At 71.2% G+C, this 19775-nt stretch carries 15 protein-coding genes; 5 read left to right on the forward strand and 10 right to left on the reverse strand.

From position 1 onward, the window contains the following. Window positions 1-7: 7 nt before the first annotated feature. The 5 genes from JHN63_RS10380 to JHN63_RS10400 all read right to left on the reverse strand — a co-directional run bounded on the left by JHN63_RS10380 (window position 8) and on the right by JHN63_RS10400 (window position 6620). The gene (locus JHN63_RS10380) at window positions 8-1231 is read right to left on the reverse strand and encodes a 4-hydroxybenzoate 3-monooxygenase (RefSeq protein ID WP_200679022.1); all 1224 of its coding nucleotides are present in this window, start codon (window positions 1229-1231) and stop codon (window positions 8-10) included. Between the two features lie 92 nt (window positions 1232-1323). Then, on the reverse strand, window positions 1324-2961 hold the full coding sequence (locus JHN63_RS10385; protein ID WP_200679023.1) for an APC family permease: 1638 nt from the start codon (window positions 2959-2961) through the stop codon (window positions 1324-1326). 160 nt (window positions 2962-3121) lie between these two features. Continuing rightward, entirely contained in the window at window positions 3122-3541 is a 420-nt protein-coding gene (locus JHN63_RS10390) for a CoA-binding protein (protein WP_200679025.1), read from the reverse strand. A gap of 70 nt (window positions 3542-3611) precedes the next feature. After that, entirely contained in the window at window positions 3612-5477 is a 1866-nt protein-coding gene (locus tag JHN63_RS10395) for a right-handed parallel beta-helix repeat-containing protein (protein ID WP_200679027.1), read from the reverse strand. 147 nt (window positions 5478-5624) lie between these two features. Then, window positions 5625-6620 (reverse strand): LacI family DNA-binding transcriptional regulator, encoded by a 996-nt coding sequence (locus tag JHN63_RS10400; RefSeq protein ID WP_200679029.1) that lies wholly within the window; start codon window positions 6618-6620, stop codon window positions 5625-5627. Window positions 6621-6829: 209 nt separating this feature from the next. On the opposite strand from JHN63_RS10400, the gene JHN63_RS10405 reads away from it, so the two are divergent. Continuing rightward, entirely contained in the window at window positions 6830-8788 is a 1959-nt protein-coding gene (locus JHN63_RS10405; RefSeq protein WP_234476407.1) for a hypothetical protein, read from the forward strand. A gap of 13 nt (window positions 8789-8801) precedes the next feature. On the opposite strand, the gene JHN63_RS10410 is transcribed toward JHN63_RS10405, so the two are convergent. Next, window positions 8802-10781 (reverse strand): BTAD domain-containing putative transcriptional regulator, encoded by a 1980-nt coding sequence (locus JHN63_RS10410; protein ID WP_200679031.1) that lies wholly within the window; start codon window positions 10779-10781, stop codon window positions 8802-8804. A gap of 118 nt (window positions 10782-10899) precedes the next feature. Here JHN63_RS10410 and JHN63_RS10415 point away from each other — a divergent pair, with 118 nt between their 5' ends. After that, window positions 10900-11781 carry an alpha/beta fold hydrolase gene (locus JHN63_RS10415; RefSeq protein WP_200679033.1) on the forward strand — a complete coding sequence of 294 codons (882 nt, stop codon included), beginning with the start codon at window positions 10900-10902 and terminating at the stop codon, window positions 11779-11781. Between the two features lie 11 nt (window positions 11782-11792). On the opposite strand, the gene JHN63_RS10420 is transcribed toward JHN63_RS10415, so the two are convergent. After that, window positions 11793-12587, reverse strand: a complete 795-nt coding sequence (locus JHN63_RS10420) for a carboxypeptidase regulatory-like domain-containing protein (protein ID WP_200679035.1) — start codon at window positions 12585-12587, stop codon at window positions 11793-11795. 177 nt (window positions 12588-12764) lie between these two features. Between JHN63_RS10420 and JHN63_RS10425 the strand changes: the two genes are divergently transcribed. Then, the gene (locus JHN63_RS10425; RefSeq protein ID WP_200679037.1) at window positions 12765-13577 is read left to right on the forward strand and encodes a hypothetical protein; all 813 of its coding nucleotides are present in this window, start codon (window positions 12765-12767) and stop codon (window positions 13575-13577) included. Then, window positions 13574-14119 carry a histidine phosphatase family protein gene (locus JHN63_RS10430; protein WP_200679039.1) on the forward strand — a complete coding sequence of 182 codons (546 nt, stop codon included), beginning with the start codon at window positions 13574-13576 and terminating at the stop codon, window positions 14117-14119. The genes JHN63_RS10425 and JHN63_RS10430 overlap by 4 nt, the downstream gene beginning before the upstream one ends. A 13-nt stretch (window positions 14120-14132) precedes the next feature. Here the strand turns inward: JHN63_RS10430 and JHN63_RS10435 are convergent, their stop codons facing one another. After that, on the reverse strand, window positions 14133-14954 hold the full coding sequence (locus tag JHN63_RS10435; RefSeq protein ID WP_200679041.1) for a sugar nucleotide-binding protein: 822 nt from the start codon (window positions 14952-14954) through the stop codon (window positions 14133-14135). Between the two features lie 5 nt (window positions 14955-14959). Then, window positions 14960-16945, reverse strand: coding sequence for an amino acid transporter (locus JHN63_RS10440; RefSeq protein ID WP_200679043.1), 1986 nt, complete (start codon window positions 16943-16945; stop codon window positions 14960-14962). A 125-nt stretch (window positions 16946-17070) separates the two neighbouring features. On the opposite strand from JHN63_RS10440, the gene JHN63_RS10445 reads away from it, so the two are divergent. Beyond that, window positions 17071-17697, forward strand: coding sequence for a YigZ family protein (locus JHN63_RS10445; protein WP_200679045.1), 627 nt, complete (start codon window positions 17071-17073; stop codon window positions 17695-17697). A gap of 40 nt (window positions 17698-17737) precedes the next feature. Here JHN63_RS10445 and JHN63_RS10450 read toward each other — a convergent pair whose 3' ends face one another. After that, a complete protein-coding gene (locus JHN63_RS10450) occupies window positions 17738-19738 on the reverse strand; it encodes a protein kinase (protein ID WP_200679047.1) in 2001 nt (666 codons plus the stop codon). Window positions 19739-19775 lie beyond the last annotated feature (37 nt).

Raw genomic sequence — 19775 nt, forward strand, 5'->3', positions numbered from 1 at the left:
CGGTCCGTCAGTTCGCCGGATCCTTGCCCAGGTACGACTCCGCGAACGCGAGCCCGGCGGACGGGGATGCGAAGACGCGGCGCAGTCGGGCGAGGGTGGTGCCCGCGCGGTACGGGTCGCCCGACGAGGTGCCGTGGTACACCTCGGAGAGCCACTGCGAGAACTCCTGGTACTCCCACACGCGGCCCAGACAGGCCTCCGAGTAACTGCCCAGGCCCGTCGAGTCGCCCTTCGTGGCGTACGCGACTAGCGCGTCACCGAGCAGGAAGGCGTCGTGCAGGGCGAGGTTCATGCCCTTCGCGGCGATGGGCGCGGTGAGGTGGGCCGCGTCGCCGGCGAGGTAGAGGCGGCCGAACACCATGGGTTCGACCACGTAGTTGTGCATGTCGAGCACGCGCTTCTCGATCAGCGGACCCTCGGTCAGCGGCGGGGCGCCGGTCGCGGCGAGCCGGTGCTGGAGCTCGGCCCAGACCCGTTCGTGCGGCCAGTTGTCGGGGTCGTCGCCGGGCGGGCACTCCAGGTAGTAGCGGGTGACCTCGGGGCTGCGCGCCATGTGCCCGGCGAAGCCGCGCGGATGGACGCCGAACACCACGCAGTCCGAGGACGGCGGCGCCTCCGCCAACAGCGCCAGCCACCCGATGCCGTAGTCATGCCGCGCTATTCGGACCCGCTCCGGCGGCAGCGCGGCCCGGGTCACCCCGCGCGCACCGTCGCAGCCCGCCACGAAGTCGCAGTGCACGAGCCGCCGTTGACCGGTTTCCGGGTCGGTGTACGAGACCGCCGGGCGCTCGGTGTCCAGGTCGTGCAGCTCGACGTCCCGCACCCCGAAACGGATCGCGCCGCCCCGCACGTCCGCGTACTCCCGCACCAGGTCCGTGACGAGCAACGGCTGCGGATAGACGTAGTGGTGATGACCCGTCAGCTCGGTGTACGACAGCCGGTGCTGTCGGCCGCCGAAGCGGAACTCGCACTGGGTGTGCCGCTGCGCCCGCTCCAACAGGTTGACGGCGAGGCCCCGTTGCTCCAGCCCGCGGACGGCCCACTCCTCGATGACCCCGGCCCGGGGCCGTTGCTCGATGAACTCGCGGGTCTCGGTCTCCAGCACCAGGCAGTCGAGCCCGGCCGCGCGCAGGATGGCGCCGATGGTCAGGCCGGCGGGGCCGGCGCCCACGACGACCACCGAACGGTGTTCGGTGGACGGGGAGTTGAGGTGGGGGGAGGGGGAAGTCACCGCACCATTATGACGGTGTCCGGACAACCGGGAACCGGCCACCCGGAGGGCGGCCGGTTCGGATGCGGCGGGGAGAGAGAGGGGGGACCGGATCAGTGCGCGGGTGCGTCCGTGATCACGACCTCGTCGATGCTGCGCTCGATGTCCTCGGGCCGCGACGCGGTCGCCTTGGCCCAGTAGTAGATGCCGAGGGAGAAGACCGCGACGACCGCGATGTCCCACCACAGCGCGATGTTGCCCTGGCCGCCGAAGGTGCCCTGCCACGAGATGACTCCCAGGCCCAGCAGGTAGACCGGCAGCCACTGCGCGGCCTTCCAGTCCAGCCGGGGCGCGTCGGGCCGCCCGTTCACCGTGGCGTACCAGGCGTAGCCGCCGAGCAGTACATAGCCGAGGACGATGGCGACGCCGAGCCGCCACAGGGTGTCCCAGCCGGCCCAGTAGATGATGAGGTTGGCCACCACGAACGACAGCGGCGAGAGCACCTTGCCGAGGGGAAGCCGGTAGGGGCGCTCCAGTTGGGGGAGCCGGTCGGAGAACACGCCGTACGCGAGCGGTGCACCCGCGTACATCAGCACGCTCGCCGAGGTGATGAACCCGACCAGCTCCTGCCAGCTCGGGAACGGCAGGAAGCAGACCACGCCGGTCACGAAGGAGATGATCAGGCCGAACCAGGGCACGCCCCGCTTGTCGGTCTCGGCGAAGAGCTTGGGCGCGTAGCCGTTCTTGGACAGGCCGTAGGAGACGCGCGAGGTGGCGGTGGTGTAGATCAGGCCAGTGCCACCGGGGGAGATCACGGCGTCGAGGTACAGCACGACACTCAGCCAGCCGAGGCCCACCACGGTCGCGAGGCCCGCCCAGGGGCCGCTGATGCCGGCGTACGCCAGCTTGGCCCAGCCGTGTGCGAAGGAACTGCCCGGGAGCGCGCCGATGAACACGACCTGGAGCAGGACGTAGATGGTCGCGCCGATGGCCACGGAGCCGAGGGTCGCCCGCGGCAGGTCCCGCTTGGGGTCGCGGCTCTCGCCGGCGAGCTGGATGGCCTGCTCGAAGCCCAGCAGGGCGAAGATGATGCCGCTGGAGCTGATCGCGCTCAGCACACCCTTGGCCCCGAACGGCGCGAAGCCGTGCGAGGTGAAGTTGCCGGGGTGGAAGTTGCCTACGGCGATGATGAAGATCGCGGCGAGCGGCACCGCGATCTTCCACCAGGTCGCGGCGCTGTTGGTGTGCGCCAGGACCCGGACGCCCAGGAAGTTGACGACGACGAAGACGGCCATGAGGAGGACGGCGACGAGGATGCCGCTGCCCGTCAGGGTTCCGTCGGCGTGCTGGAAGCCGGTCGCCCAGGACCAGTGACCGGCGTAGCCGATCATCGCCTCGACCTCCACCGGTGCCACGGTCGCCGCCTGAAGCCAGGAGAACCAGCCGAAGGACATACCAGCCAGCCCGCCGAAGGCGTAGTGCGGATAACGGGCCGTGCCTCCCGCGACCGGGAACATGCCGCCGAGTTCGGCGTGCACCAGGGCGAGGAGCACGATCGCGACCGTACCGATCAACCACGAGATGATCGCTGCGGGACCGGCCACCACCACGGCCTTCTCGGCGCCGTACAGCCACCCGGACCCGATGATCGAGCCGACCGAGGCCCACATCAGTCCGATCAGGCCGACGTCCCGCCGCAAGCCGCTCGGATCTCTGGTGGCCTCCGGGACGAGCTTGTCCACACTCACCATGTCAAGGGCCCCCTCGAAGTCAGCACGCATGCTTAACGCGCAAGGGGCCCCAGGCTAGGAATGAATGAATATTTACAGAAGTCCGTTGCCTGAAATTTGACTTGTCTTCGAGGCGTTCTTTGACATGCTCACAGGCTTCTTACGGTGCCTTCACGGAAGGTCAGCCGGAGCTGCGGCCGAGCCTCGGGATCTCGATCGCCGGGCAGTGGTCCATCACCATGTCCAGGCCCGCCTCCCGGGTCCGCTCGTACGCGGACTCGTCGATCACCCCGAGCTGGAACCAGACGGCCTTCGCGCCCTTGGCGACCGCCTCGTCGGCGACCTGTCCGGCGAGGTCGCTGTTCACGAACACGTCGACGACGTCCACCTCGAAGGGGATGTCCGCGAGCGAGGCGTACCCCTGCTCGCCGTGCACCGGCTCGGCCTTGGGGTGGACGGGGACGACCCGCTTGCCGAAGCGTTGCAGCACCTCCGCGACTCCGTAGGCCGCGCGGGAGCGGTTCGAGGACAGGCCCACGACCGCCCAGGTGTCACCCGACTCGGTGAGGATCTTGCGGATCGTTGCTGAGTCGCCGTACATGCTCGGCCTCCTTGGGAATCACGCCGCCCGCTGCTGCCTGCGACAACAGCGGGCGGCGTGCCGTGATTCCTCAGTCGGAGACCACGGAGGTGTTGAGGCCCTTGTCGTAGTGGTTGCGGGCGATCCCGATGTCCGAGCTGCCGTGGAAGACGAACAGCGGTGAGGTGTACGGCGGTTGGTCCGCCGCGGCCAAGCGGCGGACGGTGTTGCCGGTGAACGTGAAGCCGCCGACGCTCTTGGCGTCGACGACCGTCACATCGCCGATGTCGAAGGAGTTGTGCTCGACCTTGATGTCGTGGTGCACGGGGTGCGCCGGGTCGACGACCTGGTTGGTCGGTTCCACGAAGATGACCGGGCCGCTGGGCCGGGTGAAGGAGTTGTCGCGGATCGTGAGGTCGGCGACCGGGCCGGACTCGTACCACTGGTAGGCGTCGGCCGAGACGTAGATGCTGGCCATCGACATCGCGTCGAAGCGGTTGCCGGCGATCAGGACGGGCTTGCGCGTGGTGACCAGGATGCCGCGCGTGGGCACGTTGCGGAACGTGTTGCCGGTGATCACGACCGAGGGGGTGGCCGTGATGTTCTCGACGACCGTGCCGCCGATCTCGACCCCGGCGGGGACCGGCCGGTCGAAGGAGACGGTCATCGTGGTCAGGGACTTGGAGTGGTCCATGCCGCTGGGCCCGTCGACCGCCGTCACCTTCGCGTGCGCCGGTGTCAGCGGGGTCATCGTCCGCTTGGCGGTGAACTCGACCTCGTCACCCGAGGCGAACTGCGGGAACCCGGCGGTCTGCGGGTGCTCGTAGGAGAGGGTGAGGGTCGACGGGCCGGGTTGTCCCACGACCTCCAGATACGTGCCGTGGATGTTGATCGGGTCGTCGTGCGGGCCGTCGAAGAGGCTCCGGGTGATGGAGACCCTGCCCTTGACGCCGGACATCTGCACGAAGTCGGCGAACGAGGCCGTCGAGCGGCCGGACGTCGGGTCGGGCGCGAAGTTCACCTTGTCGATGGTGATGTTCTCGCTGAACTGGCCCACCACACCGAAGGACTGGAGGTAGTACGCGTTCATCGAGCGCATCGTGACGTTCTCGGACTGCCAGATGAAGGCGCCCGGTTCGGTGCGCTCGATCAGGCGCATCTGGTAGACGAGCCCGGCGTCCGTCGGCTGCGAGGCGGTGGAGTAGTCGATCCGGATCCGGCGGTCGCCGAGATCGGTGACCGAGGCGACGTCGTTGAACAGCGGGTTGTCTCCGCGCCAGGTCTTCTGCGCCCTCGGGTCGTGGATCTGGGTGTACTGGAGCCCGTCCTGGCCCGACCAGTACGGCTGTCCGGTGGCCGGGCTCTTCTCGCCGAGCCAGGTGATGTGCGTGCCGTTCACCTCGTACGGGCTGCCGGCCGGGATCCGCAGGACGCGGTAGGCGTGCCCGTCGGTGACCCCGGCGGTGGCGACGGTCGCGTCGATGACCTCGGGGGCCGCGTAGTCGAACGAGAAGTTCTGGAACGTCACGTTCGTCGAGCGGATCGACGCGAACGCCGTCTGAAGCCCGTGGTAGACGAGCTTCGCCCCGCCGCCGTCCACGGTGACGTCGTGCATGTCCTCGATCAGCAGCCCGATCTTCTTGTCGCGGTAACGCTGGTCCGCGCCAACGGTGTTGGAGACATACAGCTCACGCGTCTCGGCCCGCTCGGGGTAGAGCTGATAGGTCCCCCTGGAGAAGACGATCCGGACCGGCCGACCGTGATCGACCTTCTTGGCGTGCCGCAGCGCCGCTACCACGGCGGGCGTCGAGTCCGTCCGGCCGGAGGGGTCGGCGCCGTACGCGTCCACATCGACCACCGCGACCGGTGCCGCTCTCTGCGCCGCGGCGACAGGACCGCCGCCGCCCACGAGCAGCGCGAGCGCCACTCCCACCAACACGAACCGAGACCGAGACATAGCCCCTCCGGAGCATTCATGAGCCGTCAAACACCCGATGAATAAAAGGAGTTACGGCCGGTTCGGTCCGGTCGGATCTCCGACTGGAGTGTCCATAGATCCAACCTCTGGGTCAATGGTCTGGACAAGCAAGGGAGTTCGGGCAGTTCAGGCTTTCGGTGCTGCCGTGCTCGCGCGGATCACCAGCTCGGGGTCGAAGAGGAGCTCGCCGACGGGGACGTCACGGTTGCCGACCAGGGCGAGGACGCTGCGGCCCGCCTCCGAGGCCAGCCGGTCGGCCGGCTGGCGGACCGTGGTGAGCGGCGGGTCCACGAAGTCCATGATCATCGAGCCGTCGTAGCCGACGACCGACACATCGCCCGGCACGTCGTACCCCTGCCGGCGCGCGCCGCGGATCGCGCCCAGCGCCATGTAGTCGCTGGCCGCGACGACCGCCGTGGCACCCCGGCCGAGCAGCGAGATCGCGGCGGACTGGCCACCCTCGACGGTGTACGACTGCCGGACCACCCACTGCTCCGGGTCCTCCACCCCGCGCCTGGCCAGTGAGGCGACGAAACCGCTGACCCGGCGGTCGGCCGGACGGTTGCCGACCGGGCCCGAGGCCATGCCGATCCGGCGATGGCCGAGCCGGTACAGATGGTCGACCGCGAGTTCGGCGGCGAGCAGATCGTCGGTGGAGAAGACCGGCGCCTCGCTCACACCCTCGAACCGGCCGTTGATCCCGACGAACGGAATCCTCCGGGACCGCAGCAGTTCGTACGCCGCCGGGTCCGCGCCCTCGATCGTGTTGCTGGCCGAGAGGAACACGACCGCCGCGACACCCCGGTCGGCGAGCGAGGTCACGAAGTCCAACTCCTGTACCCCGCCCGGGAAACACGGGCACAGGACCGTCTTCAGCCCGTGCGGCGCGAGGACGGACTCGATGCGCTCGGCGACATCGGCGAAGAACGGGTTGGAGACCAACTCGGTGACCACCGCGACGAGTTGACCCCGCGTCTGGCGCTCGTACCCCAACTCGGCCATCGCCTGCTCGACCGCCTCGCGGGTCCTGCGGGACACGCCCTGGCGCCGGTTGATGACCCGGCTGACCGTGGCCTCGCTCACCTGCGCGCGGTCCGCGACCTCGGTGATACCGACCTTCATCCGCTTTCCTCCGCCCCGATGCTTCCCTCCATCCAGACTTGCAATAGATGGACGAAAACTTTCAGTTCTATCTTCCACGCAAGATAGCAGCGTGATTGCGTGTCTTCCATGTTTCTTGCGCATGACCATTGAATCGCCACTTCAGCCCCTGCTAGCTTTCCGGCCACGCGGCCCCCACCCCCCGCAGTGACCGAAGACCGGGAGACCCGATGAAGCCCTCACGGCTCATGCTGCTCACCGCTGTTGCCCTGCTCGCACCGATGGCTCCCGCTCTGTCGGCCACCGCGTCCGCCGCCCCCCGCCCCCAACTCGCCATCCCCGACCCGGGGTTCGAGAACGGCGGCACGGGCTGGACCTTCACCTCGGGCGCCGGCGTCGGCACCGGCAACAGGCACGGAGGCGAGCGCTTCCTCTACCTCGACTCCGGAGCGGGCAAGAGCGGGGAGACGACGGTCGTCGCGCCCCGCGACGGCAGTTACGACTTCTCCGCGTGGATCGGCAGCGCCGGCACCGGCGGCACGTACACGATCCGGCGCAATGGCGTGACCGTCGAGACGATCACGCTGCCGCAGCACCCCGGCTACGCCCGCTACACCATCAGCGACGTCAAGTTGAGGACCGGCGACCGGCTGCAGATCGTCTTCGGCTCCGGCACCTCCTGGGTCAACGCCGACGACCTGATGATCTCGCCCGCCGCGTCCGCCGACCCGACGGTGACCTCGTCCGACCCCGAGGTCGTCGCGATGTTCGGCTGGGCCCAGCAGAAGGCCAACAGCTGGGTCCAACTGCCCGGCACGGTAGGGCCGGTCAACGTCGACGAGCACCAGACCGGCGGCACCGGCAGCGCGACCTACGAGCCCACCTACTGGGCCGGATACGCCAACCGCAGCGCCTACTACTCCCGCGACATGACCCACCAGCTCGCCGGCGCCCACCTCATCGGCCTCGACGAGGAGAACGAGACGATGCTCCGCTCGTACGCGGCGTCGGCCACCGCCGAGCACAAGTACTTCCCGGTGTGGTCCCTCAACTTCGACGCCAAGACCTATCTGAGCATCGACTACAAGAGCCCGGACAACTTCGTCCGTGAGGTGCCGGCCACCTTCGAACTCGTCGAGAAGGCCGCTCAGGCCTACCTCTGGACCGGCGACCGCAGATACGTCGACGACCCGGTGCTGTGGGACTTCTACCGGCACGCCACCGAGCAGTTCATCGACCTGCACAACTCCGCCAAGGACAACGGCAAGGTCAAGGTCGCCGAGGGCACCGGCCAGGGCATCTTCCAGGGCGCCGCCAGCTACAACGAACAGGACGGCGACGGTCTCGCCGAGGCCGGCGACGGCATCGCCTCCGAGTACCAGGCGTACCTCGCGATGGCCGTCCTCGCGCGCGGCAAGGGCGACACCGCGCTGGCCAGGACGTACGACAAGCGGGCCGCCGACCTGAAGACGTACTTCAACGACGACTGGAGCGGCACCGGCAGCGGTGCCGGCATGGTCCGCGCGTACACGACCTCCGGCACCCCGGTCACCGGCTGGGGCAAGGAGAACAGCGTCTTCATGCCGATGAAGCAGATCATCGACCCCGGCCCGCGCAACGACGCCTACCTCGACTACATCCAGGCGCAGGAACTGGGCCCCGACGGCTCGCCCAACATCGAGTCGACGACCTACCTCCCCGACATGTTCTTCAAGAACGACCGCCCCGACACCGCCTGGCAGTGGATGAAGAAGATCTACGGCGAGCGGGAGACCCAGCACGTCAACTCCAGCCAGGGCCCCAACGGCGACTACCCCGAGGTGTCGTTCACCCTGGTCAGCCAGACCGTCCAGGGCCTGATGGGCATCACACCGGACGCGCCGGACCACAAGGTGACCACCCAGTCGCAGCTCCCGTCCGGCATGAAGTGGCTCCAGTCGGCGGACGTCCCCATCGGCACCGGCACGGTCACCGTCCGCCACGACGGCGCGACGAAGACCACGCTGACGAACAACTCCCGCAAGGGCTCCTACAGTTGGGAGGCCCGCTTCGCCGGAGTGCACAAGAAGATCACGGTCAACGGCGTCCCGCAGCACGTGCGCACCAAGACGGTCAACGGCGTGGCCTACACCTACGCGACGCCGACGGTACGGGCGGGCGCCACGGCGGTGGTGCGGGTGACCGGCTGACGCGAACTCCGGCTCACCGGGGGCGTCCTAGCGCGACGGCGAGATCGTCGAGGTACCGCGCGACCGGCCCCAGCGTGAGCAGGCCGCTGCCCGCTCCGGCCAACTCGCCTGCGGCGGGGGTCAGTTCGGAGTGGGCGTGCTCCATCGTGTCCCGGTCGCCCACGGCGAGAGCCGCGCGGGCGGCCAGGCACCACAGGGCCTCGAAGAGGTGGTCGCGGGGCGGGTCGGGGAGGGCGCGGAGTGCGGCCCCGGCCTCGGCGGTGCGGTCGTGGGCGAGCAGCAGGAGGGGGCGGGCCCACGGTTCGTACGGCCCCCAGTCGAGGTGCTCGTCGGTCGGGGCGGCCTGCCCGCTCCACACGCGCAGGCACAGCAGCGCCAGCGGCAGCAGACCGTGCTCCAGCCCGGGCATACCGGCTCCGTCCAGCCGAAGTGCCGCTTCCTGGTAGGCGGTTGCCGCCTCGGCCGACCGTGGGTTGCCGGTCGCGGTGAGTCGTAGGACCCGGTACCACTCGGTGAACACGCCCACCAGCGGCAGTTCATGACGCTCCGACAGACGGTCCGCCGCGGCCGCGTGTTCGTCGGCTCCGGTGAAGTCGGCGAGTGCGCTGCGGGACTGGAGCCGTACGAGATGCCCGAGCACCTCGTAGGTGATCAGGCCGTGGCGGGTGGAGAGGGCGATCAACTCGGCGCCGATCGCGTCCCGTTGCGGGGCCAGGCCCGCGCGGTGGAAGGTCTGCATGAACGTGCCGTTGAGGGCGAAGGCCAGCAGGGCGGGGTCGTTCAGGCGGCGGGCGATGTCCTCCGCCTGGCGGGCGGCCTGGGGGCCGCGTGCGGAGCGGGTGCCGCGCGACTCAAGCGCGACGGTGGCCAACAGGCGGGCGCGCGCGGCGAGATGGGCGTCCGGCGGGAGCCCGGCCAGGGTGCGCTCGGCCGCCGCCACCGTGGCCGCCGCCTGCTGTGGATCGTCGACGCGGGACCAGATCGCGGGGACGTCGTAGGCGCCGATCACGCGCGCGGTGAGTTCGATGTCGCCCAGTTCCTGCGCGGCCGTGATCGCGGCCAGCCGGTGCTGCCGGGCCGCCGTCAGACCGCCGCCTCCTGTCACCGCGAGATCGCGAAGCAGGCCCACCGTCGACTCCAGCCGCGCACGGGCGCCGGACGCAACGGTGCGGTCGTAGGCGGCGGTGGTCTGTGCCCACACCTGTTCCGCCGGATGGCCGGGGGCAGGGTCCAGGTGTGCCGCATGGTCCAGGATGTCCGCCTCCAGGCGGCGCAGAGCCGGGCCCGGCTCCGCGCCAAGTTGTTCTACGAGGAGGGTGCGCGCTCGGCGTAGTACCGCGAGCGCGTCGCCCTGGCGGCCGGTGCGGTAGAGGGCCAGGGCCAGCAGGCGCCAGGCGTCCTCGCGCCACGGGTGTTCGGCGACATGGGCGTCCAGGTCGGGCACCGCCACGGCGGCCTGTCCCAGGGCGAGTTGGGCCTCGGCACGGAGTTCGACGGCGTGCAGGCGGAGTTCGGTGAGACGGGAGCGTTCCGCGCGGGCCCAGGTGTCGTCGCCGAAGTCGGCGTAGGCCGGGCCTCGCCACCAACTCAGCGCCTCCTCCAGTCGGTTGAGCGCGTGCGCGTCCGGCGGGTTTCCGGTCGCGGCCACCGCCCGCTCGAACCGCCAGGCGTCCACGGCCTCCGGCGCAGCGCGCAGCGCGTACCCCGGCCCCTCGGTGACCAGCAGCCGGGCCGGAGTGCGCGGCGGGCGCTCCGGTTCCAGCGCCCGGCGCAGCGCGGCCACGAAGGTGCGCACCGCGCCCACCGCGTCGGCGGGCGGCTCGTCCCGGTCCGCCCACAGATCCCCGACCAGCCGCGCCACCGGTACGACCCGACGCCGGGCGACGAGCAGCCGGGCCAGCACGGCCCGGTGCCGCGGCCCCTTCAGGGTGATCGGGTCCCCGGCACCGTCCCAGGCCGCGACCGGTCCCAGCACCCCGAACGCGACCTCCATCGCCGACCACCCTTTCCGGGGCGTCGCCCCAGGTCACGGTAGCGCGCTCACCCGATGCTCATCGGCGCGCGGCAGGCTCGCGGACATCCACTACGACCGCACAAAGGAAGGGCGCACCATGCCACCGACCATCCCCGGCTTCACCTACCACCGCGTCCCCGTCGCCGACGGCGTCCGGCTGAACGTGGCCGTGTCCGGCTCCGGCACCCCGATCGTGCTGCTGCACGGCTTCCCGCAGACCCACCTCATGTGGCGCCATGTCGCCGCCGACCTCGCGGCGGACCACACGGTGATCTGCCCCGACCTGCGCGGCTACGGCGCGAGCGACAGGCCCGCCGAGACCGACGGCTCCGGCTACGCCAAGCGCACCATGGCCGCGGACGTCGTCGCCCTCGCCCACGCCCTGGGACACGACCGCTTCGCGCTCGCCGGGCACGACCGCGGCGCCCTGGTCGCCTTCCGTGCCGGACTGGACCACCCCGGCACGATCACCCACCTGGCCTGCCTCGACGTACTGCCCACCCTGGACATGTGGGACGTTCTGCACGGCACATCCGCCGCCGTCGGCTTCCACCTCTATCTGATGGCCCAACCCCCGGGCCTGCCCGAGGAGTTGATCGCCGCCGCGCCCGACGCCTTCTTCGGGTACTTCCTCGACCTGTGGACCCGGGACCCGGCCGCGATCCCCGCCGACGTCCGCACCTCCTACCTGGACGCCTGCCGCGCCGCGGTCCCCTCGATCGTCGCCGACTACCGGGCCTCCGCGGGCATCGACGTCACCCATGACCGGGCCGACCTCGATGCCGGCAACCGGCTGCGGATGCCGGTCGCCGTCCTCCAGCAGGACTGGGGCGCCGCTCTCGGCTTCGACGCGGCGGCGCTGTGGCGCGCCTGGGCACCGGACCTGCGGCACGGGACGGTCGGCTGCGGCCACTTCATGGCGGAGGAGGACCCGGGCGTCGTAGCGAAGACACTGCGGGAACTCGTCGCCGAGCACTGAACCGGTGCGCCTCAGGCGGTTCTCGCGGTGACCGTGAAGTCGACGTCCTCGCCGACCGCCGACACCCCGTTGAAGACGGCGCTCGCGTGCAGGCGGTTGGCGCCCGCCGGCAGCGGGGTGTCGGGCGTGCACGACCAGGTGGTGTCGGCGCGCGTGACAGCCGCGCACACCGTGTGCTCGGCGGCGTCCATGACACTCACCCGAGCCCCCGGATAGGAGGTCCCGGCGATCCGCGCCGCGCCGGACACGAACGTGCCGCCCGCCGGTTCGCCCAGCGTCGGCACGGGCATGCCCACGGTCACGGTGCACCCGCCGGACGCGCGCCGGACCCCACCCGCGTCGGTCAGCACGACGACGCAGCCCGGCAGCCGTGTGCCCGGCACCGCCCGCTCGTCCACGGTGAGCGCGAACGGATAGCCGCTGTCCTTCCACGAACCGGCCCCCGAGTCACGGACGTAGGTGTACGTGCCGCTCGCGCCGTCGGCGGTCACCGAGCCCTGGAAGCGCGCGGTGTCGGCGAGCGGTGTCCCGGTGACCCGGGCACCGGCGGGCGCGGTCAGCCGCAGCGCGGACCCGGCCGGCAGCGCGGCCCCCTTGTACCCGCTGATCTCCACCAGCCCGGACCGCCCCGGCACGATGGTCACGCCACCGCCCAGGACGTCGGCGCGCAGCGGTTCGGCGGCGGCGACGCCGGACGGCAGAAGCGCCGTACCCGCGACGAACACGGCGGTCAGGAGGAGCAGCGGACGCCGTCGAACGGGCATCGACGACGGGCGTCCGTGGGGGAACGTGCGGCGGTCGGTCATCAGGAGTCTCCGGGGTCGTCTCGTCCGGGGTGCGATCGGCTGCTTCCACCCCACACGCCCCACCGGCATCGGGGAAAGGCGGGATGGTCGAACGGGTGAACGCAGGCCACGCCCCGCGGCTCGGTGTACCGGACAGACCGGCGTGAATCCCGCCACCTGGGCCGGAACAGAGCGAACATGCATGCGCACGGCTCTCCGCCCGCCTACGCTCAGGCCGTGCTGCGCATCATCGACGCCCGAACCGGCGAGCCCGTCGAAGCCGCCCCCGCCCGCCGTGGCCTGACCAGGGTCGAGGCGCACGCGTCGGGCCTGAGCCCCACGACCCTACGAGTCCTTCTCGTCAGCGACCTCCTCGTCCGCGCCCTCGAACTCGGCGGCACCCCCGTCTGGTCGCTCCTCACCGGCGAGCACGAGCAGGCCGAACTCCGCGCCGCCGCACGGGCCTTGGGCATACGGCCCTTCGAGGACGGCGCGGACCTGGGCGCCGGCCTCGGCGAGGCACAGGTCCTCCACGTGGCGGCCGAGGCCGCCGAGACACCCGGCGGAGTCTCCGGGGGAGTCCTGGTCGCCGTGGCACCCGCCGATTCGTCCACGACCCCATCGACGACACCCACGGAAACCGTCGTTACGACCGCCCCGCCCGACCTCTCCGACCCGGGCGCGGTCCGCCTCGCCCTGCTCTCGCACCCCCGGGACCTGCCGGTACGGCTCGACGCGGCGGCGCTGGACGGGGCGCGGGCGACGCTGGCGCACTGGCGTGGGTCGGTCGCGGGCTGGGCGCGCAGCGCCTCGCGGCCGGTGCCCGACGAGGTGCGCGTAGAACTGCGGACGGCCTGGGAGGACGACCTGAACGTGCCCGAGGTACTGCGGGTGCTGCGCCGGGTGGAGACCTGGCCCGACCTGCCCGACGGCGCCCGCTTCGAGACCTACGCCTACGCGGACCGGCTCCTCGGGCTCGAACTCACCCGTGACATCGGGTCGTTGGCGTGACCGCCGCCCGTTTCGGCGCCCGCCCGCTGCGTCGCCTGGTCGTCCTGCGGCACGCCAAGTCCGCCTGGCCCGAGGGCGTTCCCGACCACCTGCGTCCCCTTGCTCCACGCGGGCGCCGCGACGCCCCGGCCGCCGGTGTCGCGCTCGCCGAGACCGACTCCCTGCCGGACCTCGCCCTGTGCTCCACGGCCGTACGGGCGCGCCAGACCTGGGAGTTGGCCTCTGCCGAGTGGGGGACCCCGCCGCCGGTGCGGTACGAGTCGGGTCTGTACGCGGCCGATGTGCCGGAACTCCTCGACGCCGTCCACCAAGTGCCGCCCGAGGTCGAGACGTTGCTGCTGATCGGGCACAACCCCGGTCTGGAGGAGCTGGTTCTCGATCTCGCCGGTGACAGTCTCGACGACGCGCTCGACGAGGTCCGGGTGAAGTTCCCGACCTCGGCGATCGCGGTCCTGGCCTGGCACGGCAGCACCTGGCAGGACCTCGCCCCGGGCACCGCCCTGCTGACGGGCCTGATCGTGCCGAGGGGCAAGAAGACGTGAAGTGGGGCCGCGGCTAGGGGACTTGGAGGAACTCCCGGGCGCCGCGCAGTCGCGTGCCCAGCAGTTCCTGGGTGGCTCGGCTGTCGAGGCGCACATCGAGGGCCATGGCGTTGCCCTCTCCGCGCCCGGTGGGGAGCCGGCGCGCGTCGAGTCCGTCGCGCCGGGCGATGAGGACACCGAGTTCGTGACGACTCAGGGCGTCCGGGCCGGCGAGGTGGAACATCCCGGCCCGGTCGGACCCGGCGAGTTCGAGCAGGGCGGCGGCGAGATCCTCGACATGGACCGGGCAGCGGACGACATCGGTGAAGAGAACGCCGTCGCGGGTCCCGGCGGCCAGCTCGTGGACCATGCGCTCGTGGGCGGAGCCGCCGTCGCCGATGATCAGCGAGGTACGGGCGACGGCGGCGGCCGGAGTCAGCAGCCGTACGGCCGTCTCGGCGGCGGCCTTCGCCGCACCGTACGGGGAGACCGGATCGGGCAGGCACGACTCGTCGTAGGAGATCCGGGAACCGGAGAACACGGCGTCGCTGGAGACATGGACCAGGCGGCAGCCGTGGCGTGCCGCCGCCAGTGCCACGCGGACCGAACCGTCGGCGGTGACGGCCCAGTCGCTCAGGCCGCTCGTCGCGTTGACGATCGCGTCGGGGTCCAACTCGGCTACCAGGCCCTCGAGTTGGGCGTCCGTGCGGAGGTCGAGCCGATGCCACGCGACGCCGGGCGCGCCGTCTGGGCGTGCGGAGCAGTACGTCGCGGCCGTGGTCCAACCCGCCGCGCTCGCCCGGCGTACGAGTTCCGTACCCAGGAAGCCGCTGCCGCCGACGACGAGGATCTTCACGGCGGTCAGCCGACGTGGACGCGAGGTCGTCGCTCCGGGTCCGGTTCGGCCCGGCGCAGCACCTCGCGGGTCACCGGGGCCACCTCGCCGTCGCCGAAGACGAGGAAGCGGATCAGATGGCTGACCGGGTTGCCCTCGGTCCAGGTGAAGTAGGCGTGCGGGACCTTGCCCGTGCGGTCGCGCAGGGAGAGCAGGACGGCGGCGATCGCGTTGGGGACCGTGGGGCCCTCGACGCGGAGTCGTCGCACCCCGTACTTCTCCTCGCCGTGGACCGTGATGTCCGCCGAGAAGTCCGAGGAGTCGTGGAGGAGCACCTCCAGGAACAACACCGGCCCGCGGTCCGGGATATGTGTCTCCTCGCGCTGGCTGTACTCCTTGGCGCGGTACTCCCGACTGCTGTGCTCCTGGGGCTCGTTGGCGATCAGGCGGAGCGGTCCGCTGCGGGCCGCCTCGTCGATGAAACGGGCGGCGGTGTCGTCGAACGTGACCTCGACGGCGCGGAGTTCGAAGGCGCGGTGGATGCGCGAACCGAACGACGTCACCAGGATCAGCACGATGAAGATGCCGGCGATCTTGATGCCGTCGGGCCGTTCGATGACGTTCGTGACCAGGGTGTACGCGAACACGGCGGTGATCGTGCCGAACCCGAGCGTGGCCTTGCGGTGGCCCCGCTTGTGCACGGTGACCGTGGAGGCGAAGGCCGCGGAGAGCATCAGCACCAGCACGCCGGTCGCGTACGCGCCGCTCTGCGCGTCGACGCTCGCGTGAAACCACAGGGTGATCAGGACGGCCGTCACCATGAACACGAGGACCAGGGGGCGTACCGCCCGCGTCCACTCCGGAGCCATGCCGTAGCGCGGCAGATACCGGGGCACGAGGTTCAGCAGCCCGGCGAGCGCGGACGCGCCCGCGAACCACAGGATCGCGATCGTCGAGACGTCGTAGAACGTGCCGAAGACCTGGCCCAGGTGCTCGTGCGCGAGATAGGCGAGGGCGCGGCCGTTCGCCGGGCCGCCCGTCTTGAACGCGCTCTGCGGGATCAGGATCGTCGTCGCCAGGCTGGAGAGGAGGAGGAAGCACGACATGATCACGGCGGCGGTGGTGAGCAGCTTGCGGGTCTCGCGGATGCGGCCCGTGGGCTTCTCCCAGGTGTCCGTCGGATCGCCCTTGACCTGCGGCATCACCGCCACGCCGGTCTCGAAGCCGGACATGCCGAGCGCGAGTTTCGGGAACACGAGCAGGGCCACGCCGACCATCGCGAGCGGCGAGGAGTGCGCGGCCGTCACCGCATCCGTCCAGTCGCCGATCCTCACCGGATGGCTCAGCACCTCCCAGGCGGACACCGCGAGCACCACCACATTGAGCGTGAGATACACGCCCACCAGCACCACCGCGATCCCGATGGCCTCCCGGAACCCCTTGAGGAAGACCGCGCCCAGCGCGCCGACCAGTACCAGCGTGATCCAGGTGTTGCCGCCGTGCATCCAGCCCGGTGCGAACGGGTTCTCCACGACGTGCGCCGCCGCGTCGGCCGCCGACAGGGTGACCGTGATCATGAAGTCCGTCGCCGCGAAGCCCAGCAGCACCAGGACGAAGATCTTCCCGGACCACCACGGCAGCAGCCGCTCCAGCATGGCGATCGACCCCTCGCCGTGCGGAGACTCGTGCGCGACCCGCCGGTAGACCGGCAGCGCCCCGAGCAGCGTCAGCCCGATCAGGACGACCGTCGCCAGCGGGGAGAGCAGTCCGGCGGCGAGCGCGGCGATGCCCGGCTGGTAGCCGAGGGTGGAGAAGTAGTCGACGCCGGTCAGACACATGACCCGCCACCAGCGGTGACCCTCGTGCTCCGGGTTCGGGGTGGCGTGCGGGCCCGGATGGCGGGCGCTCTGCTCGCTCAGCCCGTCCAGGAGCCAGGCCCGGCAGCGCTCGGCGGCGGACCCTGAAGCGTCGGACCCCGTGCTCTCCGTAGGCTCCACCTGCGCGCCGGTCATGCTGAGAACTCCCTGCGATCGGACGAGCGTGCCCGGGGCCCGGGCAACGAGGAGCGAGTATCCACCACATCGTCACCCGCACCCGGACCGGGGGCGACCCCTGACCCTGCGCATAGGCTGGCCGGATGCAGGACGAGTACCGCACAGTGGCCCGCCCGGGCGTGCACGAGACCGAGGTCAACCGCTCCCGCTTCCTGTGCGCCCTCGCCCCGGCGGCCACCGAACAGGAGGCGCAGGACTTCGTCGCCCGCGTCCGCAAGGAGCACACCGACGCCTCCCACAACTGCTTCGCCTACGTCATCGGCGCCGACGCCGCGATCCAGAAGGCGAGCGACGACGGCGAACCCGGCGGCACGGCGGGCGTCCCCATGCTCCAGATGCTGCTGCGCCGCGACATGCGGTACGTCGTCGCCGTCGTCACCCGCTACTACGGCGGCGTCAAGCTCGGCGCGGGCGGCCTCATCCGAGCCTACGGCGGCTCGGTCGGCGAAGCCCTGGACACCCTCGGCACGCTCACCCGCCGCCGCTACCGGCTCGCCACGGTCACCGTCGACCACCAGCGCGCGGGCAAGATCCAGAACGATCTGCGCGCCACCGGCCGCGAGGTCAGGGACGTCCGCTACGGCGAGGCGGTCACGATCGAGATCGGCCTGCCGGACGCCGAAGTGGACGCGTTGCGGGGGTGGTTGGCCGACGCGACGGCGGGGACGGCGGAGCTGGAGCTGGGCGGGGAGGCGTACGGCGACGCCTGACCCTTTCGCCGCTCTGCCGGAACCGTCGGCTGACGTGGTGTCAGGAGGTCCAGTTCCAGACCTGGTTGGAGCTGCCCGCGCAGCCGAAGGTCTGCACCGTCTGGCCGTTCTGCCCCGACTCGGAGGCCTCCGCGTCCAGACAGAAACCGTCCGGGACACTGACCAGCGTTCCGGTGCTGCCCAGTTGCCACCGTTGCGCGCTCAGCCCGTCGCAGCTCTTGACCCGGATCTTCGAGAAGTTCTGGCCGACCGTACCGGCGTCGGCGTCCAGGCAGTCGTGGCCGGCCTGATTGACCACCAGGTACTGGGAGTTGTGCCCGGGCACACGGAACAGCGCCCACTTCTGGGGCGCCGTTCCGTTGCACGCCCACACCTGGACGGTGCTGACGTGGGCGTCGAGACAGCGGGCGACCTCGACGGCGTGGACGTTCTCCGTGACGGTCACCGAACCGGTCCTGACCGGCCCGCGCTGCGTGCCGTACAGCAGTGTCGCGGTCTGCGCGTCGACCGTCCCGTCGGCGGCGGTTCCGGCCTCCGTCTGGAAGGCCTTCAACGCGTCGACCGTGGCCTTCCCGAACTCGCCGTCGACCGTGACGTGCAACCCGTGGCCGCCGAGGAGGAGTTGGAGTGCCTTGACGCAGTCGCCGTGGGAGCCCGAGACGAGTTCGGTGACGCAGGAGGCGAGCCGGATGTCGAGGCTCGCGGGATCGCTGGTGGCCGGCGCGCCCGACGGGCTCTGCGGCGCCCCGGGCTTCGTCGCCGCCGCGCTGTCGGCCGTACTCGGTGAACTGCCCTTTCCCGAGGGCGAGTTACCCGGTGCGGCGGATGCCGGGGATGTGTCCGCCCGGGCACCGGGCGCTGCCCCGGAGGCGTCGGGCCGCAGCAGGAGCACGGTCGCGGTGATGCTGCCGGCGACGAGGACGGCCGCCGCGACGACGGCGCCCGCGATCAACTTCCCGCGTTTTCCAGGGGTGTTCGCGCGTTGTCCGGGGGGGTCCGTGTGTTCCCCGGTGGAGTGCGTATGTTCCCCGGGTGCGGCGGGAGGAGTGGGCGGGGCCGAGGGCGCCACGGCGGGACGGGCGTCGGGCTGTTCGGGCCCCTTGGGTCCGTCGGGTCCGCCGAGCCCTTCCCGTCCGTTGAGCCCTTCGACCCGTTCGGCGGAGGCGGGCCCGCGCCGGGCGGGAACCCGAGGCGGATCACCGGCCGGTGCGGCCAACTGGTGTCCGATGGCCGTCCTGAACACCGCCTCGGGCGAGGGCCGCAGCTCGGGGTCCTTGTCCAGGCAGGTGCGGATGAACGCGGCCAGTTCCGTGTCGACGTCCGCGACCTTGGTGAGGACGTCCTCCCGGGGCGGGTCGAACGCCACCCGGTGCAGCACGTCGACGCCCGTGCCCTCGCCGAACGGCGCCTCCCCGGCGACGGCGTAGGTGAGCATGGAGGCCAGCGAGAAGATGTCGGAGGCGGCGGTCACCTCCCGGCCGCGTACCTGCTCCGGGGACATGTAGGCGGGGGTGCCCACGTTCTGGCCGGTGACGGTGATCGAGGTGCTGTCGCCGGCCTGGACGACACCGAAGTCGATGACACGGGCGCCGTCGGCACCCAGGATGACGTTGGACGGCTTGAGGTCGCGGTGCACGATCCCCGCGCGCCAGATCGCCTCGATCGCCCGTCCGACGTCGGCCAGCAACCGCCAGGCCGCCGCCGCGTCGACCGGCCCGCGCGCGTCGACCAGCTCGGCGAGGGTGGGCCCGGGTATGTACTCGGTGGCGACCCAGACCAGGTCCTCGTCACAGCCGCTACCCAGCAGCCGTACGATGTGCGCCCCTCGGATGCTGTCCAGCGCGCCGACCTCGCGCTCGAAACGCTTGCGGAACAGCGGGTCCTCCGCGTACTCGGGCCGAATCACCTTCACGGCGGCCGGCCCGGTGGCGCCGGTGGCGTCACGGCCGAGATAGACCCGGCCCATCCCGCCGCTGCCGAGCACCGACATCAGCCGGTACGGGCCCGCCTGCCGGGGGTCGCTCTTCCGCAACGGGACCACGGGCGGCGGCTCCATCCCCGCCGCCGCATAGGCCATC

The sequence above is a fragment of the Streptomyces sp. MBT65 genome (assembly GCF_016612545.1).
Classification (GTDB): Bacteria; Actinomycetota; Actinomycetes; order Streptomycetales; family Streptomycetaceae; genus Streptomyces.

What these genes read in the sequence shown, in the direction of transcription:
- JHN63_RS10385 (WP_200679023.1), bottom strand. Translation starts at nt 2,961, where the DNA reads ATGGTGAGTGTGGACAAGCTCGTCCCGGAGGCCACCAGAGATCCGAGC.
- JHN63_RS10390 (WP_200679025.1), bottom strand. Translation starts at nt 3,541, where the DNA reads ATGTACGGCGACTCAGCAACGATCCGCAAGATCCTCACCGAGTCGGGT.
- JHN63_RS10395 (WP_200679027.1), bottom strand. Translation starts at nt 5,477, where the DNA reads ATGTCTCGGTCTCGGTTCGTGTTGGTGGGAGTGGCGCTCGCGCTGCTC.
- JHN63_RS10400 (WP_200679029.1), bottom strand. Translation starts at nt 6,620, where the DNA reads ATGAAGGTCGGTATCACCGAGGTCGCGGACCGCGCGCAGGTGAGCGAG.
- JHN63_RS10405 (WP_234476407.1), top strand. Translation starts at nt 6,830, where the DNA reads ATGAAGCCCTCACGGCTCATGCTGCTCACCGCTGTTGCCCTGCTCGCA.
- JHN63_RS10410 (WP_200679031.1), bottom strand. Translation starts at nt 10,781, where the DNA reads ATGGAGGTCGCGTTCGGGGTGCTGGGACCGGTCGCGGCCTGGGACGGT.
- JHN63_RS10415 (WP_200679033.1), top strand. Translation starts at nt 10,900, where the DNA reads ATGCCACCGACCATCCCCGGCTTCACCTACCACCGCGTCCCCGTCGCC.
- JHN63_RS10420 (WP_200679035.1), bottom strand. Translation starts at nt 12,587, where the DNA reads ATGACCGACCGCCGCACGTTCCCCCACGGACGCCCGTCGTCGATGCCC.
- JHN63_RS10425 (WP_200679037.1), top strand. Translation starts at nt 12,765, where the DNA reads ATGCATGCGCACGGCTCTCCGCCCGCCTACGCTCAGGCCGTGCTGCGC.
- JHN63_RS10440 (WP_200679043.1), bottom strand. Translation starts at nt 16,945, where the DNA reads ATGACCGGCGCGCAGGTGGAGCCTACGGAGAGCACGGGGTCCGACGCT.
- JHN63_RS10445 (WP_200679045.1), top strand. Translation starts at nt 17,071, where the DNA reads ATGCAGGACGAGTACCGCACAGTGGCCCGCCCGGGCGTGCACGAGACC.